Genomic DNA, 16,856 nt, shown 5'->3' with positions numbered 1-16,856 from the left:
CTTGCGCGCAGCGGCGGGCGTCCTGTCGGAGAGCGGGTCGGCATCGGCCAGGGCAATCGTCTCCTGAACCAGCGCCTCGGTCTCGCGAACGCTCAGGCCCTCGGCCTGGATCCGCTCGGCGAAGGCGACCTGCTCGCGCTCGTCGCCCAGCGGCAACAAAGCCCGGGCATGGCCCGGCGTGATCGCGCCCTTGCGCAACGATTCCTGTACCGCGGCCGGCAGCTCGAGCAAGCGAATCAAGTTGGCAATGGTCGACCGATCGATGCGCAACCGCGCGGCGAGCTCGTCCTGGGTGCCGCCGTAAAGCCGTAGGTAGCGCTCGAACGAAGCAGCCTTTTCCAGGGCGCTCAGGTCCTTGCGCTGCAAATTCTCAACGATCGCCAACTCGGCCATCCGCCGGTCGTCGGCCTCGATCACCTGGGCCGTGATCTCGCCGATGCCAGCCGCGATCGTGGCCCGCAAGCGGCGCTCGCCGGCGACCAGTTGATAGCGTTCGCCCGAGCGGCGTACGACGATCGGCTGCAGCAGCCCGTGTTCGCGAATGCTCTCGGAGAGCTGTTGCAGCTCCGCCTCGTCGAACTCCTTGCGCGGCTGGTAGGGGTTGTTGTCGATGTCGTAGACCGCCAACATCCGCGTGGGCGAAGCGCTCCCCGATTCGTGCGCGATCGCGGCGCCGGGCGGTTGTTCACCGGGCGGCAAATCGAGCGGCCGCCCCAACAGTGCTTCGAGCCCACGACCCAGTCGGCGTTCTTTATTCACGTTCGAGTACCTCCAGGCAAAGTTCGACGTAGGCGCGCGCCCCTCGCGCACGTGGTTCGTAATCCATCACCGGCAACCCGTGGCTGGGCGCTTCGGCCACGGCCACGTCTCGCGGAATCACGTTCTGAAACACGATCTCGCCGAAAAACTCGCGCACCTCGCGGTCGACCTCGGCGGTCAGCTCCAGGCTCGGGTCGTACATCGTCAGCAGAATGCCACCGAACTGGAGCCGGTGCGGCTGTTCGGTCATCACGCTACGAATCACCTCGATCATTTGGGTCAGCCCCTCCATGGCGAAATACTCGCACTGGATGGGCATCAGCACTTCGGTGGAATTGGCCAGCGCCATACGGGTCAGCGGCCCCAGCGACGGCGGACAGTCAAAAATCACAAAGTCGTAGGCCGTGAGCCCCGCGGCCAGGTGCTGTTTGAGCGTCGTCGCCGGGGCGTCGTCGCCCGAGGCCAGCGTTTCGACGTCGCGAAACGTCCGGCTGCCGGGCAGCAACTCGAGCCCGCGCACTTTGGTCTCGATTAACGTGGTCCGGAGCGGTTCTTGCGAAACCAGCGGATGGCAGTTCGCCGGCGTTTGCCCTAGACCGCTGGTGGCGTTGCACTGGGGGTCGAGGTCGACCAACAGCGTCCGCGACCCGGCATAGGCCAGTGCGGCCGCCAGATTCACGGCGGTTGTTGTCTTCCCAACGCCGCCCTTCTGGTTGGCAACGCAGAGAATCCTGGACACTTAGACAAACCTTCCCTGGCTCGTTTGAACGCCGGCTTCCGTGCAGCGCGGGCGAATTCTAGCCGCGGTCGCTCGGCAAAGAGAAGATCACTTCGCTACAAGGTGAGGCTTCGCGGCCGGCGATCGCCTGCCGGAGCATTTGGTATGGCCAAACCGGCCAAACCAGGTGCAATGTTTCACGTGAAACGGCAATCCCAACGCCACGCAAACAAATACCCCAAGGCACTCAAACACGCCATTCACCGCCAAACACCAAGGCGTGTTTCACGTGAAACACCGGCTGTGGCGGTTCCGCCGGCTATTCCAGCGGATTGAATACCAACCCACTGAGCAGCTTGGGAAAGAAGTACGTGCTCTTGGCGGGCATCCGCTCTTTCAGCTCACTGACCTGGCGAATGTGCTCGACCGTAGCGGGCATCACCAGGGCCGCCAGGGGAAACTCGCCGCTCTCGAGCGATTCGGAGACCTCGTCTACCAGGTGCACGAACTTCGGTTTGGGCAAATCGGCGCCCCCCAGCAGCGTTTCGATCAGCAGCCGATGCAGAATCGCCACCCCGAGACCCTGCCACTCGGGGCTGTGATCACTGGCCACCTCGGCCATCTTGGCCTTTCCGGCCGGTGTGATCCTCGCGAGCGTCCAGCGCTGATCGGCCGTGGTGAACAGCCCCAGGGTGCCCTGGGCGTTTTCGCGTTCGATCTGCGACCAGACGTTGTCGGCCAGGTCGATCCCTTCGCCCATCACGCGGCAGTCGAAGCAGTGGCCGATGCGAGACTTCAAATCTGCACTCGTCATGGCGGGCAGCCCGCGGAACAAGCGGTGCGTTGGCATGACAATCAACCCAGGGTCGTTCATCCCGACAAACATCATCAGCACCGTGTTGGCCGGGTGCTGGGGGTCGAGCTTGCCCGCGGCGGCCAACTCGTCGCGATAGTTGCAGGCCGTTTCGTAGCGGTGATGCCCGTCGGCGATGAAGACGGGGTGCGGTCCCATCAGGCCTGCCACCTTCGAGATGACGGACGCATCGGTCACGAGCCACATTCGATGCACGACGCCCAGGTGGTCGGTCGCCTCGAGCGGAGCCTGACCGGCAACGGCGGCCTCGAGCAGTTCCTGGGCCTGGTTCTGGGGATCGGGATACAGGCCAAAGATCTGGCTCAGGTTGGCGCGGCAGGCCCGGGTGAGCATCAGCCGATCGGCCTTGGGCCCCGCCATGGTTTCTTCGTGAGGGTAGATCCGGCCCTCGCCGAACCGTTCAAGGCGGCACCGGGCCATGAAGCCCCGGCGGTTGAACTGCTGGCCGGCGTGGCTGAAAGACTGGTGATAGACGTACAGCGCCGGCTGGGCCTCGGCCTGCAGCACGCCCTCGCTGAGCCAGTTCCGAAAATGCCGTGCGGCGCGGTTGTAGCGATCGTTCGCGTCGGCATCGCCCGGCTCGTCGCGGTTGAGCTCGAGACGAACGACGTTCGCTGGGTGCAGCTTGTAGAGCTGGTCCTGTAGCGCGGCGTCGATCACGTCGTACGGCGGGGCCACGACGTTCGACAACGAGCCGACGTGCTTCAGGTCATAGCGAATGCCGCGGAAGGCTTGAATCTCGGGCATAGGGTCCTCGGCGCGTCCGTCGCGCTTGTGGGGGGGTCAAAGAACCAGGGCTCCGGGGTGTTATCCCGAAGCCCTGGGAGACTGTCAAACGGCAGCGCACGCCGCCGGAAATCGGGCGATTAATACCGGTAGTAGTCCGGCTTGAATGGCCCCTCGACCGGCACGCCGAGGTAGTCGGCCTGCGTCTGCGACAGCCGGGTGAGCTTCACGCCGAGCTTGTCGAGGTGCAGCCGGGCCACCTCCTCGTCGAGCAGCTTAGGCAGCGTGTGCACGCCGACGGGGAAATCCTTCGTCTGCGTGAACAGCGCGATCTGGGCCAGCACCTGGTTGGTGAACGAGGTGCTCATGACGAACGACGGATGCCCCGTCGCGCAACCCAGGTTCACCAGGCGTCCCTCGGCCAGGATGAGGATCGAGCGGCCGCTGGGGAACGTGTAGCGATCGACCTGCGGCTTGATCTCGACCTTCTTGACGTCCTTCTGGCCGTTGAGCCAAGCCATGTCGATTTCGATGTCGAAGTGCCCGATGTTGCAGACGATCGCGTCGTCGGGCATTTTCACCATATGCTCGCCGCGGATGATGTCGCGGTTGCCCGTGGTGGTGACGAAGATCTGGCCGCGCGAGGCGGCGTCTTCCATGGTTGTCACCTCGTACCCTTCCATGACCGCCTGCAGGGCGTTGATCGGGTCGATTTCGGTGACGATCACCCGAGCGCCCAGCGAGCGCATGGCCCGGGCACATCCCTTGCCGACGTCGCCGTAGCCGGCGATCACGACGATCTTGCCGGCGACCATCACGTCGGTCGCCCGCTTGATGCCGTCGGCGAGCGACTCGCGACAACCGTAGAGGTTGTCGAACTTGCTCTTGGTCACCGAGTCGTTGACGTTGATGCAGGGGGTCTTCAATTCGCGCCGGGCATGCATCTGATACAGCCGGTGCACGCCGGTCGTGGTTTCCTCACTGATGCCGCGAATGCCGGGCAGCAGCTCGGGATACTTGTTGTAGACCATCGCGGTCAGGTCGCCGCCATCGTCGAGGATCATGTTCAGCGGCTTGCCGTCGGGAAAGAACAGCGTCTGCTCGATGCACCAGTCGAACTCCTCGTTGTTCATGCCCTTCCAGGCGTACACGGGGAATCCGGCCTTGGCGATCGCCGCGGCGGCGTGATCCTGGGTCGAGAAGATGTTGCAACTGCTCCAGGTAACCTCGGCGCCGAGGTCCTTGAGGGTCTCGATCAGCACGGCCGTCTGGATGGTCATATGCAGACAGCCGGCGATCCGCGCCCCGGCCAGCGGCTTGGTCGGGCCGTACTTCGCGCGGAGGGCCATCAGGCCGGGCATCTCGTTTTCGGCGAGCGAGATCTCCTTGCGACCCCAATCGGCCAAAGACAGATCGGCAACCTTGTACGGCAGTTTGCTAGCAACTTGGGCCACGAAAAGCTCCTCGATGCGTGGACTTACGGCTGCCGGCGGAAGCATCGCGTGCTGGGCAGGCCGCGGGGCGAATATCCTACGAATTGGCTCGCCCATAGTATGCCCAGTTCGGCAATACCGGCAAGGGTTATCGCTCGGCGGCCCGGGCGGCGAAGGCCTGCCGGGCCCGGTGGACGAAGGCGCGAACCAGGGCGTGGTCCTTGACGCCTGGCGCCGATTCGACCCCGCTGGCCGTGTCGACCGCCGTCGGCGCAACCGCGCGGATTGCCTCGGCGACGTTGCGAGGGTTCAAGCCGCCGGCGAGCGCCAGCGGCAGCATCGGCCAGTGCTCGCGCCACCGGGCCACTTCGGCCCAGGGAGCCAGTTGGCCCGAGCCGCCGAACAGCCCCGGACGATGGGCGTCGATCAAGATCATCTCCGGCGCCGAGCCAGCCTGCGCCCAGCGAGTGAACCAGGCGAACAACTTGCTCGATCCTGGCACCTGGGCAGCGACCGGCTCGAGCTCGCCCTCGGCGACGCGCACGGCCTTGATCGTGCGCAGGCCGGCCAGCTCGGCAAGCATCTCGGGGGCTTCGTCGCCGTGGAGCTGCACGGCGTCGAGCGGCACCTCGGCAGCCACACGGCGAATCTCTTCGGCCGAGTGATTCACGAACACGCCCACGCGCAAGATGCCCTGCGGCACGGCGTTCGCAATTTGCCGGGCAATTTCGATCGACACGCAGCGCGGGCTGCCGCCGTAGAAATTGAGACCTAATGCATCGGCGCCCGCCGCGGCCACGGCCAGGGCGTCTTCGACGCGGGTCACTCCGCAGATCTTGATCTGGAACATGGGCGCTCGGCGCCTGCGGCAGAAACGTTGACATCGGACCGGCTGCTTCATTCTAACCGGGCGCCGACTTCCGCGCGTCGACGCGGCTTGCGCAGGCGCAAAACCCGGCCACGCTTGGCCCTATCCATCGATCGCTAGGAGTCGCACCACCCAGGGACCGCGTCACGAACCTCGCCGCTTGAGGGTCGAGAGGCGGTCGAGTGCTTGCCGATGCTTACTTTCGTACGGCTGCGCTGCGCGCTCGCGACGCGGCGGTTCGTTGAGCACCCGGTCCATTCCCCGATCGAACAGCAGCTCACCCCATGTACGAAGCTTTCTTCCAGTTGAGCGAACGCCCCTTCACGACCGTCCCGCGGATCGAGCACTACTTCCCCGCCGAGGCGATCGAACAGGCCCGCCAGACGCTGACGCGATGCATCGAACGCGGCGAAGGACCGGCCCTGGTCGTGGGGCCCGCCGGCTGCGGCAAGTCGATGCTGGCGCACGTGCTGGCAGCGCAGTTCCACGGCGAATACGGCGTCGTGCTACTGAATCAGGGTCACCTACGCACGGCCCGAGAGCTGTTGCAGTCGATCCTGTTCGAGTTGGGCCTCCCCTATCGCAAGCAGGACGAAGGCGAGCTGCGCCTGGCGCTGATGAGCCATGCTACGCGCAGCGATCGCTACCCGCAGGGCCTGCTGCTGCTGGTCGACGAGGCGCACACCCTTTCGCTGCGCGTGCTCGAAGAGCTGCGGCTCGTGACCAATGTCGTCCGCGCGGGACAGCCGCGCGTGCGGTTGGTGCTGTTCGGGGGCGGTTCGCTGGAAGAGCGGTTTGCCAATCCCAAGCTCGAGTCGTTCGGCCAGCGGCTCGCAGCGCGGTTGTATCTGCGTGCCTGGAATCATGCCGAGACGACGCAGTTTGTGCTGGGGGCCCTCTCCGAGGTCGGTGGGCACGGCGATCGAATCTTTCGGGCCGATGCGATCGATGCCTTGTATCGTGCCAGCGAGGGCATTCCGCGGCTGCTGATCCAGCTTTGCGATCACGCGTTGTCGTTGGCATTTGCCGGCGGGCAGACCTCGATCGGCGCAGCCGGGATTGAAGAGGCCTGGGCCGATCTGCAGCAGCTTCCCGCGCCGTGGAATGAATCGCCGCGCGAAGCCAAGATCGACGTCGCGGCCGCGGACAGTCCCGCGGTCATCGAGTTTGGCGGGCTCGACGGCGAGGATGAGCCAGAAGCCGACTTGGAACCCGCGACGATTCATACGCTACCGCTGCGGGCCTTCGATCAGGTCGACGACGATTTCGAGGTGATCGAAGCAAGCCTCGAGGACTTGCAGGGCGAGTTCGTGTCGGACGCGATCGAGGCCACGGCCGAGATGGCGATTCCGCGGGAAGAACCGGCCCCGCCGACGCACACCGAAGTATTTGCGGAGGAGGAGCTGCTCCTCGATCGGTACGGCGCGCTCGACGCACGGCTGTCCCGTCATCGCGTCACCCCCCAGCAATCCGAGGCGCGCCAGCTCTCGGAACTGATCACGGCCCTTTGCTCGCCCGGCGCCGAGCTTTTGCCCGCTGCTCCCGTCGAAGCCAAGCCGCAGCCGGCGATCGAGCAGCCCGCCGCTGCCGCTCTGGATGCAACCGCCAATCTGCCACGGGCCACGACTTTCTATGCCGACGACGTGGCGATTACGACCTTCGAGCCCATGGCCAGCGATACGGCGCTCGACCCGGTGTACCCCGAGAACTCGTCGATCACAACCTTGGCGGCCGCCTTCTCGCGTCCGGTTGCAGCGGCCCGGGGCACTCGGGCCTCGGCGGCGGATGACGACCTGATCATCGTCGAAGAAGACCTGGGCTCGCCGATTCCTCGCACCGAGGCCTCGGCCGGGGCCTGGCGGCAGGATTATCGCGAGCTGTTTTCCCGGCTACGTCGCGGCTAGTCCCGACTTGCGTTTCCGCTTGCGGCGCGAGCGGCGCCGCTGCCGCGCGGACGATTCGCCGGAGTTCGATTCGTCGCCCAGCTCATCCGGAGCACGCTGTCCACGCGTCGCCCAGGCATAGTAGAGCCCGGCAGCCGCCATCAGCACCGCGATGAACAGGAACATCGACGGATAACGCTGCCAGCCGAGTCGCTCGGCCAGGTGCAATTCCATACCTGCCATGGGCGAGCCGACCAGGTTGCCCAGGTCGAACATCGCGAGCATCAGCGTGGTGCCCAGGCCGCGAAACCTCGCGGGAAACTCGCTGCTGCCGCCGGCCACGATCGCCGGAAACAACATCGCGTGCGCGATGCCGATCAGCACGGCAGGAAAGACGAGTTGCCAGTTCGCGGTCACCGGCAAGAAGGCCAGCATGCTGGCCACGATCGCGGCCTGTCCCCAGAGCGCCGTGGCCCGCGAACCGATCCGTTCGGGCAATCGGCGGATCGACAACCGCGTGATGAACGCAGTGGGCGCGTAAACCCAAAAAAAGAGCGCGATTCCGCCGAGTCCCAGATCGGCGGTAAAGGGTCGCACGAAAGTCGGCGGAATGCCCAAGCCAAACCCCATGGCGGCCGCCATGACAAGCATCGGGCCCGGGTGAAAACGCTGCAGCACGCGGCCCAGGGGCGGTTGCCGGCGCGGCGGAGGGTTCGACTGGCCACGTGTCGAAGCCCAGGCCAGGGCCATGCTCACCGCGCCCAGTCCCGCGGCGGTCAGGAACATGGTCTGGATGTGCCATTCCGTGATCTGCACTCCGGCAAACAGGCGGTCTCCCAGCAGACTGCCCGTCATCATCCCCAGAAAGCCCGAAGTGCCGAGTGTGCCGATCGCTTCGGCCATGCGGCGCGGCGGCACGCGGCGCGCGACGTTGGTGATCGACGCGCCGAAAATGCCGGACACGCTCGTGTTGAACACGATGCGCGCCAGGTAGATGGCCGGCCCATGCACGTCGGTGATTAGCAAATGCGCCAAGCAACTGCCGATGAAGCCGCAGCACGAGACCAGCCAGATCATCCGCGTGCCGTACTGGTCGATCCCGACCCCTTGGGCAAAACGCATGGCCAGGCTGCCGAGCATGCCGAGGCCGACGATCCAACCGAGATCCCACTCGGTCCCGCCGCGAAACGCGATGAAATCCGCGTATCGAAACAGAAGGCTGCTGGCCACCATGATCGCCATATTGGCGGCATAGTTGAACCAGAACGGCAAGCCGTAGGTGTCTTCGTAGCCGCTCGGTTCGATGCGCGAAACGGGAGCCGGCGGCGATTGTGCCGGCTGCACGGCTGATGGCGAGGTCGCCGAGCGATACATCAACGGGGTGGGGGGAGCGAGGGACGCGGAGGGTATCGGGCAATTATAGCCGCTCGGGACGCCGCAGGGCGGGCCCTCGTAGGCTAGATTTACGAGAGAATTCCGTTGCGGCATGTTCGCGCAGGCGCGCGATAAATCCTGGCCATCCCCTGTCTGCCCCCCACCCAGCGTCTCGTGGTCGCCATGCATGCCTGCCCCAAAACGCTGGTTACGTTGTGCACTTACAACGAAATTGAAAACCTGCCCAGGCTGGTCGAGCAGATCCTTGCCCAACTGCCCGAGGCCAACGTCCTGGTCGTCGACGACAATTCGCCCGACGGTACTGGCCAATGGTGTGACGAGCGGGCACAGCAAGAACCGCGGGTGAAATGCGTCCACCGTCCGGCCAAGCTAGGCCTAGGCACGGCGCATATCACGGCCATGAAATACGCGCTCGACCAGGGCTACGACCAGGTCGTGACGATGGACGCCGATTTCAGCCATGACCCGCGGTACCTGCCCGAGCTGCTCCGGCAGATGGACGCCCCAGGCGAACGCCCCGTGGCGGTGTCGATCGGCTCGCGCTATGTCCCGGGTGGGGGGGTCACCGGCTGGCCGATGAAGCGGCATTTCATGAGCCGTTCGGTCAACCTGGCGGCCCGCATTCTGCTGGGTCTGTCACCGCGCGATTGCAGCGGGGCCTATCGCTGTTACCGCTGCATCAACCTGGCGCGGTTGGACTTCGACAACTTTCGCTCGCACGGCTACGTGTTTCAAGAAGAAGTGCTCTGGCACATCAAGCGCAATGGCGGCCGGTTCGTCGAGTTTCCGATCGTGTTCGCCAATCGCATGCAAGGCGCGTCGAAAATCGACGGCTCGGCCGTGGGCGAGGCCATCCTCGTGCTACTCCAACTCGGCTGGCGAAACTGGACTGGCCGCTAGAGTGCCGCGCCACCTGACCTTGGGCGCCGGCCCACCTCCGCGTTAGGCTGCGGCTTTCGCAGGTCAGCCGACGGTCGAGGCACACAACATGGCCATCCTGGTCACGGGGGGCGCGGGTTTCATCGGTAGCCACTTCATCGAGCGCATGCTCGCCGTGGGCCGTACGCCGATCGTCTGTCTCGACAACTTCAACGACTATTACGATCCCACGCAGAAGCGGGCAAATATCGAGGGCTTTCGACAGCATCCGCAGGTGCACTGCCTCGAGGGCTCGTTTTGCGACGCCGCGTTCGTAGGCCGGCTGTTTGCCGAGCATTCGATTAACGCCGTGATGCATTTGGGCGCCTATGCTGGCGTACGCACGAGCATCGAACGCCCGCAAATCTATGCCGAGACCAACGTGGTCGGCACGCTCGTGCTGCTCGAAGCCGCCAGGCGGCATCCAGTCGAACGATTCGTGCTGGCTTCTTCGTCCACGGTCTACGGCCAGGGCGCCGTCGCTCCGTTCGTCGAGGACTCGCCGCTGGGCCTGCCGCTGAGCCCTTACGGTGCCACGAAGCGCTCGGCCGAACTGCTGGGGCTGCTCTACCACCAACTCCACGGGGTGCCGGTCGTCTGCGTGCGGCCTTTCAGCGTCTACGGTTCGCGCCTGCGTCCCGACCTGGCCCTGTCGATTTTTACGGCCGCGATTCTCGCGGGCAGGGCACTGCCGCTGTTCGGCGACGGCTCCATCCGCCGCGATTTCACGCACGTCAGCGACATCTGCGCGGGCCTGCATGCGGCGCTCGATGCACCACAGGCCGTTGGCCAGTGCATCAACCTGGGCCACAGCGAGCCGTACCCGATGCTTGTGCTCATCGAACGGCTGGCCGCGGCCCTGGGCCGTGAAGCGAAAATCGAGTATCTGCCGGAGAAGCCCGGCGATATGCCGATCACCCATGCGAATCTCGACAAGGCGGCGCGATTGCTCGGGTACCATCCGCAGATGTCACTCGAAGATGGTCTGCGGGAATTCGTAGCCTGGTACCGGCGGACCCACCGCGTTTGACGCTCTGCCGAGCGACGGCCTACGATGCGTGGGAACCATTTCTCTCGCATCGAGTTGCGTCTGTGCAGGCATCCCGAGCAATTGCCCCGCTACGAGGAATCCTTGGGCCGGGCTATTGGTGCGCAGCCGTGGCGCTTTTTGCCGTCGGCCTGGGCGGCTGCAACGCGCCGACCAGCGACCAGCCGGCGACACCACAAGCCGGCGAGGCCGTGCGGCTGCTGGTGCTCGACAATCCGCCGCTCGCCACCGAACTGGCTGCGTTGGCAGGGCAATGGAAAGCGACGACCGGGGCCGAATTGACCGTCGTTGAAGCCAATGGGGCAGAAGCCGTCGCCGACAAGGGCTGGCCACAGGCCGATGCGGTCATTTTTCCGATTCACGCCCTCGCCACGCTGGCCGAGGAGCAGCGGATCGTGCCGCTCGATGCCCAATTGCTGCGGTCGCCCGGATTGGCCTGGAACGACAATTTCGACTTGCTGCGCTTGCGCGAAGCGACCTGGGGCGAGCAGCCGTATGCCGTTCCGCTCGGCTCGGCCACGCTGGTGCTTTTTTATCGGGCCGATTTGTTGCGTCATCTGGGGCGAAACCCGCCTACGACGTGGAACGAATACGCCGATTTGGCCCGATTGCTCGACGACCGGGCCAATCTCGGGGAGCTGGCGCCGCCGCACGACCGACCCTGGAATGGAGTCGCCGAGCCGCTCGCTCCAAATTGGGCGGCGTCCACGCTGCTCGCGAGGGCCGCGGCGTATGCGCGTCATCCCGAGAACTACTCGGCACTGTTCGACATCGCCACGCTGGAGCCGCTCGTCGGTGGCAAGCCGTTCGTACGGGCACTCGACGAGCTCAGGGAAGCAGGAGTCTGGGGGCCGGAGAATTGCGATGGCCTCACGCCCGACGAAGTCCGGCGCGCATTCTGGGCAGGCGAATGCGGCATGGCGCTCACCTGGTCGTCACCCGCCGATCCAAAGCTCGCCGGACTTGCACCGGTCGAAGCCGGTGTCGCAGAGCTGCCCGGCGCGACCGAGGCCTACGACAACGGCCAATCGCAATGGGAGCCGCGCAGCGAAGAGGCGGGGATCCGAGTGCCCTTGCTCGGGTTTGCCGGCCGAATGGGAGGCATCGTTGCCGACGCGAAAAACCCCGTTGGAGCTGGCTTGCTATTGTCCGCGCTGGCCACTCAGCCGTGGGCCGCAGGCGTCTGGCAGCGCCAACCCGACGCGACCCTGTGGCGCCGCTCGCAAGTCGCTCAGGCCGACCGCTGGGTCGAACCAGCAGGTGGCACCGGCTTTGGAGCGCAGTATGCGGCCGCGATTCAGGCCACGCTCGAGCGTTCCGATTCGCTGGCAGCGCTGTCACTGCCGGGAAGATCACAGTATTGGCAATTGCTCGACGATGCGGTCCGCGCGAGCCTGAAGGACGACAAGCCGGCCGAAAACCGGCTCAAAAGCGTCGCCGAAAAATGGCGCGAAATCAGCCAAACGTTGGGCACCGATCGGCAGTTGCGGGCCTACCGCCGCAGCTTGGGCCTGGAGCCGTAGTCCCACTTTCCCCTGACAGCCAGCAACCTTACAATGACGCACTTCCGGCCGCCCGCGACGGCCGGGGGAGAGTGTTCCCCGAATTTCCACTTCGGGGCGGTAGCTCAGTTGGGAGAGCGCTGCGTTCGCAATGCAGAGGTCGGGGGTTCGACTCCCCTCCGCTCCACTCCACCCGACGAGAAACGATCGAATTTTCGTCGGTCAGAAACACGCGACCCCGCGAAGCCCTCAAGGCTTCCGCGGGGTTTTTTTGTGCTCGGTGCTCGCCTGCAAGGGCCCGACGGCACGGCGCTCGAAATCAGGGCTCGGCGAGCCCAAACTACCCGGCCAGGACTCGAACCTGGAATGAGGGTACCAAAAACCCTAGTGTTACCATTACACCACCGGGTAACGGCCTGGCGCCCTGCGATGCCCGACGGCGTAACCGCCGAGCACCATTGAGATTGCGCCACGCTTACAGGCTGCCTTCCCACGCTTATAGACTACGCTGTGGGCGCTTGCCTACGGCAAATGTCAACTGCTCCAGCTCGATCGCCAGATCCACGCCGATCTGGTTGACGTGGCTCGGCAAGACAATGGTCACCGGGGCAAAATTCAGTAACCCCTCGACCCCTGCCGCTACGAGCCGGTCGGCCACGGCCTGAGCCGCGCCAGCCGGCACGGCCAGGATGGCCAGCTTGATGTTAAGAGTCTGGAGAACCTCCGACAAGCTGTCCATCGAGTGGACGCGCAGATCCTCAAGAGACATCCCGTGCTTGGCAGGATCGCTGTCAAACGCCGCCACGATCCTAAAGCCCTGTTGGGCAAAGCCCTTGTAGCCCAGGAGCGCTTGACCGAGATTACCCACGCCCACCAGCGCGACGGGCCATTGCTGGTCGGTGCCCAGGATCTTGCGGATGTGGAGGATCAATTCCTCGCAGCGGTAGCCGATGCCGGGGTAGCCGAATTGGCCAAAACAAGCCAGATCCTTACGCACCTGCGCGTCGGTGAATCCGAGCAGGCGTCCGAGGCGCCGAGAACTGGTCGTCGCCACGCCGTCGCGGACCAGATGCTGTAACTCGCGCAGATAAAGGCTCAAACGGCTGACCACCGCACGCGGCACGCCCTGACTCGTCAAGTCGTTCGGGGGTGGATTGTGCGGCGAAGAACCGGTTTCTGACATCAGTTGCGAGACTCGCCAATTGCCGTCCCCGCCCGGGTTTCGATCGGAGAGCGGACGCGGTCGCTGAGGCCCCGGTGCCGCGGCGAGCGCGACACATTCCCATGTTGGTTTTAACGCAAGCCCCGAGGTAGTTACAGCCTGCGACAATCGCGGCATCGCGCACTACAGCGAGATGCGTGGCGTCCCGTCGGCAGTCGTGCCTTCAGCATTTGCCGAGATATCGCCGGTTGCGGGGTTGTAGAACCAACCCACGTTGGAACCATTCTCCTGGAGTTCGTTGTCGGGAACCTGCGTCGATGGATTCGTGACGTTCTTGTAGCCCACCCCGTCGCTGAACGGGTTGTACGGCAGGTTGCTACCCGAGAAATACGGCCCGTACGGGTAATTCGCGTTCTTAAAGGCCGAGAACTGTCCGCTCGCCTTGGTATAGGTGGACAGGTGGATGTAGATCGGCGTCCCGTTCCAGCCCGGCGGTTTGCCCCGATGCTGGGCTTTGAAGTACTGAATCTGCTTGCGGAGCATCTGCAGATTCCGCATCAGTACGGCGTCCTTGGTGTCTTCCTCGCTGGCGGTCAGGCGGGGAATCATGGCCCCCGCAATGATCGCCATGATCAGCACAGCCATGGCCACTTCGACCAGGGTGAAGCCCTTCGAACGCGTTCGATGGCTAGCCATGGTGGGGAATTCCAACCGATCGATCGGAGGTCCTGCGCGGCGAAACGGCCCACGACGTGGGAATCGTCGTGGGCCGTCGCTGGTTTTGTCTAACTCGGAGCCGTCTCGGTCTGCTCCTCACGGAGCACCGACGGCCCAGCACTCTCCGGCGGTCGTTACGGGCGACTAGTACGACAGGTAGTCATCGTCGTCGGCGAAGATCTGTCCCGTGGCCGCGTGATACAACCAGCCATTGGTGCCGCTCTCGGCCGACGGCGGGGCCGTGGCCGTGGCGGTGACCGTGGCGACGTCGTACATCGGGTTCTTCGGGAACGCGCCCACCAGGTAGGGACCGTAGATGTGCGTGGCGCCAGTGCCGATCGTGCCGCTGGCGTCGGTCTTCGACGTCAATTGCGCGAGCGTGCCGCCCGACAGCGTCGGTGGCGTGCCGCCGTGCTGGGCCTTGTACAGTTCGATCTGTGCCCGCAACGTGTGCAGGTTGTAGCGCAGGGAACTCTTCTTGGCGTCGGTCGTGGAGTCGGTGAACTGCGGGATCACCGTGGCGGCAAGAATCGCCAGGATGACCACGACGATGAGCACCTCGACCAGCGTGAACGCGAACCGATGCTTGCACAGCTTCATGACGGCAACCCTCACTTCAACAATGCGTGTGTGATGAATGGTCTTGTCGCGAACGCCCGTCGCGAAATGAGCCGTTGAAGGTTCGCCACTGCGACCGTTCCGCTTCTCACGGCTCCGAGTCTTTCGCCTCGGAATGTGTGTCGCTGCTGCCTGCCCGACGCGGCTGGCACGGGCTTCGTGCGACCGCAGAGGACTGGCTTATTAGGTACCTAGGTCGCGGCCCGAGCTCAGTCAAACTCGCTCTTCACATGCTGCGCGGCGGGGCGAACTTGCGGGCAGCGCACTCGCTACGGCCGGCATCTTGGGACCGGCCGTAAGAATCGCGCCGATCGTCGCGGCCCTCAGCAATGCGCAAAACTTCCGCAATGAATGCATCCGTTGCCAGCATCTCAAATCAAGCAACCTTCGCAGTGTGTCGATACGACTTGGGAACAGGCGGACTTTAAGCGCGTTGGCAGTGCCTGGGATGCGGTACGCGATTCCGCGAATCGTGCATTCTGCGCAGCATGGCTAACGTACACAGAGTGCGCTATCCGAAGTTACGAAGGGCGTATTCGTCCGTCGACCCAGGCCATTGTCCGAATCAGGCGTCCTTGGAGGAGGCAAGAACATGAGAAACCTGTTGGGAGCGCCGCTGCTGGCCGTCTTGTTGACGGCCCTGTCGGCCAGCCCGGCGAACGCAATGTATTGCGGCGCCGCAAAGTACAGGTGCTGCTCTTGCTGCGAGGTGGAAACCTTCGCGTGTTGCAAGCAGCACTGCTACACGGTCATGAAACCGTGTCGCGAGATCGTCTACGAGCAGCAGGAATACACCTGCTACAAGACGGTGTATGAATCCGTCTGCGAGCCGAAGACCGTCAATTGCGTTCGTTACGAGACCGAGACGGCGTACCGTGACGTCACGTACACGGTGTGCAAGCCCGTCTGGGAAACCAAGACCCGGCAAATCACCTACACGGTGTGCAAGCCGGTTTGGGAGACCAAGACGCGCGACATCACCTATACGGTCTGCAAGCCGGTGTACGAGACCAAGACGCGCGACATCACCTACACGGTCTGCAAGCCGGTGTACGAGCAGCGCACCAAGGACATCCACTACACCGTCTGCAAGCCCGTCTACGAGACGCGCACCAAGGACATCCACTACACGGTCTGCAAGCCCGTCTGGGAAACCAAGACCCGCGAAATCGCCTACACGGTCTGCAAGCCGGTGTACGAGACGCGGACTCGGGACATCCACTACACGGTCTGCAAGCCGGTTTGGGAAACCAAGACGCGCCAAATCACCTACACGGTCTGCAAGCCGGTGTATGAGCAGCGCACCAAGGACATCCACTACACGGTCTGCAAGCCCGTCTACGAGACCAAGACTCGCGACATTCACTACACGGTCTGCAAGCCGGTGTACGAACAGCGCGAGCGCGTCTGCCACTACACGGTCTGCAAGCCGGTCTGGGAAACCAAGACCCGCGAAATCTGCTATACGGTCTGCAAGCCCGTCTACGAGACCAAGACCCGCGACATTCACTACACGGTCTGCAAGCCGGTGTATGAAACCCGCGAACGGGTCTGCCACTACACGGTCTGCAAGCCGGTCTGGGAAACCAAGACCCGCGAAGTCTGCTACACGGTCTGCAAGCCCGTCTATGAGCAGAAGGTTCGCCACTGCCACTACTCGGTGTGCAAGCCCGTCTGCTACACGAAGACGATCGAAGTCTGCTGCGGCGAGTGGCAGACCCAGGTCAGCGAATGCCCCGGTCCGGTTGTGACCCGCTGTGTCCAACAGCCGGGCTGCTGGGTGTTCGATCCGTGCTGCTGCCGGTGCGTGTACTGCCCGGGCAAGTGCTGCCAGGTGAAGGTCCAATGCCCGCCGGTCAAGGTCTGCAAGAAGGTCTGGGTGCCCCGCACCGAGACGCGGCAGATCAACTGCGTGCGTTACGAGCGGGAATGCCGGACCCGGGAGATCCCCTACACGGTCTGCCGCATGGTCCCCGAGACCCGCACGAAGAGCTGCTGCTACAAGGTCTGCCACATGGTGGCCGAGCACTGCGAGAAGCGGATTCCCTACACCGTCTGCAAGATGGTGCCGGAACATTGCGTCAAGCAGTGCAGCTACACGGTCTGCCGCATGGTCCCCGAGACCCGCACGAAGAGCTGCTGCTACAAGGTCTGCCACATGGTGGCCGAGCACTGCGAGAAGCGGATTCCCTACACCGTCTGCAAGATGGTGCCGGAACACCACGTCAAGCAGTG

The 16,856-nt window shown here is 64.3% G+C and carries 14 protein-coding genes and 1 tRNA gene; 6 read left to right on the top strand and 9 right to left on the bottom strand.

The genetic code is table 11. From position 1 onward, the window contains the following. From K1X74_22600 to K1X74_22580, 5 genes are all read right to left on the bottom strand, one after another. Positions 1–759, bottom strand: a 759-nt coding sequence (locus K1X74_22600) for a ParB/RepB/Spo0J family partition protein (GenBank protein ID MBX7169143.1), incomplete at its 3' end; no start/stop codon positions are given. Then, entirely contained in the window at positions 752–1,498 is a 747-nt protein-coding gene (locus K1X74_22595) for a ParA family protein (GenBank protein ID MBX7169142.1), read from the bottom strand. The genes K1X74_22600 and K1X74_22595, both read right to left, overlap by 8 nt. A 298-nt stretch (positions 1,499–1,796) precedes the next feature. Further along, positions 1,797–3,098, bottom strand: a complete 1,302-nt coding sequence (locus K1X74_22590; protein MBX7169141.1) for a DUF1015 domain-containing protein — start codon at positions 3,096–3,098, stop codon at positions 1,797–1,799. A 119-nt stretch (positions 3,099–3,217) separates the two neighbouring features. After that, positions 3,218–4,531: an adenosylhomocysteinase gene (ahcY, locus tag K1X74_22585; GenBank protein ID MBX7169140.1), complete on the bottom strand. Its 1,314-nt coding sequence runs from the start codon at positions 4,529–4,531 to the stop codon at positions 3,218–3,220. Positions 4,532–4,658: 127 nt separating this feature from the next. Next, complete coding sequence (locus tag K1X74_22580; GenBank protein MBX7169139.1) at positions 4,659–5,360, bottom strand: phosphoribosylanthranilate isomerase; 702 nt, start codon at positions 5,358–5,360, stop codon at positions 4,659–4,661. 302 nt (positions 5,361–5,662) lie between these two features. On the opposite strand from K1X74_22580, the gene K1X74_22575 reads away from it, so the two are divergent. Continuing rightward, the gene (locus tag K1X74_22575) at positions 5,663–7,282 is read left to right on the top strand and encodes an AAA family ATPase (GenBank protein MBX7169138.1); all 1,620 of its coding nucleotides are present in this window, start codon (positions 5,663–5,665) and stop codon (positions 7,280–7,282) included. Here K1X74_22575 and K1X74_22570 read toward each other — a convergent pair. After that, positions 7,268–8,635: an MFS transporter gene (locus K1X74_22570; GenBank protein MBX7169137.1), complete on the bottom strand. Its 1,368-nt coding sequence runs from the start codon at positions 8,633–8,635 to the stop codon at positions 7,268–7,270. The two genes, K1X74_22575 and K1X74_22570, sit on opposite strands and share 15 nt — an antisense overlap. Positions 8,636–8,818: 183 nt before the next feature. Between K1X74_22570 and K1X74_22565 the strand changes: the two genes are divergently transcribed. The 4 genes from K1X74_22565 (at position 8,819) to K1X74_22550 (ending at position 12,311) form a co-directional block, all read left to right on the top strand. Continuing rightward, on the top strand, positions 8,819–9,556 hold the full coding sequence (locus tag K1X74_22565; GenBank protein ID MBX7169136.1) for a polyprenol monophosphomannose synthase: 738 nt from the start codon (positions 8,819–8,821) through the stop codon (positions 9,554–9,556). 88 nt (positions 9,557–9,644) lie between these two features. Then, the gene (locus K1X74_22560; protein MBX7169135.1) at positions 9,645–10,604 is read left to right on the top strand and encodes a GDP-mannose 4,6-dehydratase; all 960 of its coding nucleotides are present in this window, start codon (positions 9,645–9,647) and stop codon (positions 10,602–10,604) included. A gap of 128 nt (positions 10,605–10,732) precedes the next feature. Further along, positions 10,733–12,145, top strand: a complete 1,413-nt coding sequence (locus K1X74_22555) for an extracellular solute-binding protein (GenBank protein ID MBX7169134.1) — start codon at positions 10,733–10,735, stop codon at positions 12,143–12,145. Between the two features lie 93 nt (positions 12,146–12,238). Beyond that, positions 12,239–12,311: transfer RNA gene (locus tag K1X74_22550), tRNA-Ala, on the top strand. 309 nt (positions 12,312–12,620) lie between these two features. Here the strand turns inward: K1X74_22550 and K1X74_22545 are convergent. The 3 genes from K1X74_22545 to K1X74_22535 all read right to left on the bottom strand — a co-directional run bounded on the left by K1X74_22545 (position 12,621) and on the right by K1X74_22535 (position 14,603). Then, the gene (locus tag K1X74_22545; protein ID MBX7169133.1) at positions 12,621–13,307 is read right to left on the bottom strand and encodes a redox-sensing transcriptional repressor Rex; all 687 of its coding nucleotides are present in this window, start codon (positions 13,305–13,307) and stop codon (positions 12,621–12,623) included. A 162-nt stretch (positions 13,308–13,469) separates the two neighbouring features. Continuing rightward, the gene (locus tag K1X74_22540) at positions 13,470–13,982 is read right to left on the bottom strand and encodes a type II secretion system GspH family protein (GenBank protein MBX7169132.1); all 513 of its coding nucleotides are present in this window, start codon (positions 13,980–13,982) and stop codon (positions 13,470–13,472) included. Between the two features lie 165 nt (positions 13,983–14,147). Then, entirely contained in the window at positions 14,148–14,603 is a 456-nt protein-coding gene (locus K1X74_22535; GenBank protein MBX7169131.1) for a prepilin-type N-terminal cleavage/methylation domain-containing protein, read from the bottom strand. A gap of 610 nt (positions 14,604–15,213) precedes the next feature. Between K1X74_22535 and K1X74_22530 the strand changes: the two genes are divergently transcribed. Then, positions 15,214–16,856 (top strand): hypothetical protein (locus K1X74_22530; protein ID MBX7169130.1); only part of this gene is annotated, 1,643 nt, incomplete at its 3' end.

This window comes from Pirellulales bacterium (genome assembly GCA_019694435.1).
GTDB lineage: Bacteria > Planctomycetota > Planctomycetia > Pirellulales > JAEUIK01 > JAIBBZ01.
This window is presented reverse-complemented; position numbering and strand designations above follow the sequence as displayed.

What these genes read in the sequence shown, in the direction of transcription:
- K1X74_22590 (MBX7169141.1), bottom strand. Translation starts at nt 3,098, where the DNA reads ATGCCCGAGATTCAAGCCTTCCGCGGCATTCGCTATGACCTGAAGCAC.
- K1X74_22580 (MBX7169139.1), bottom strand. Translation starts at nt 5,360, where the DNA reads ATGTTCCAGATCAAGATCTGCGGAGTGACCCGCGTCGAAGACGCCCTG.
- K1X74_22575 (MBX7169138.1), top strand. Translation starts at nt 5,663, where the DNA reads ATGTACGAAGCTTTCTTCCAGTTGAGCGAACGCCCCTTCACGACCGTC.
- K1X74_22570 (MBX7169137.1), bottom strand. Translation starts at nt 8,635, where the DNA reads ATGTATCGCTCGGCGACCTCGCCATCAGCCGTGCAGCCGGCACAATCG.
- K1X74_22565 (MBX7169136.1), top strand. Translation starts at nt 8,819, where the DNA reads ATGCATGCCTGCCCCAAAACGCTGGTTACGTTGTGCACTTACAACGAA.
- K1X74_22560 (MBX7169135.1), top strand. Translation starts at nt 9,645, where the DNA reads ATGGCCATCCTGGTCACGGGGGGCGCGGGTTTCATCGGTAGCCACTTC.
- K1X74_22545 (MBX7169133.1), bottom strand. Translation starts at nt 13,307, where the DNA reads ATGTCAGAAACCGGTTCTTCGCCGCACAATCCACCCCCGAACGACTTG.
- K1X74_22540 (MBX7169132.1), bottom strand. Translation starts at nt 13,982, where the DNA reads ATGGCTAGCCATCGAACGCGTTCGAAGGGCTTCACCCTGGTCGAAGTG.
- K1X74_22535 (MBX7169131.1), bottom strand. Translation starts at nt 14,603, where the DNA reads ATGAAGCTGTGCAAGCATCGGTTCGCGTTCACGCTGGTCGAGGTGCTC.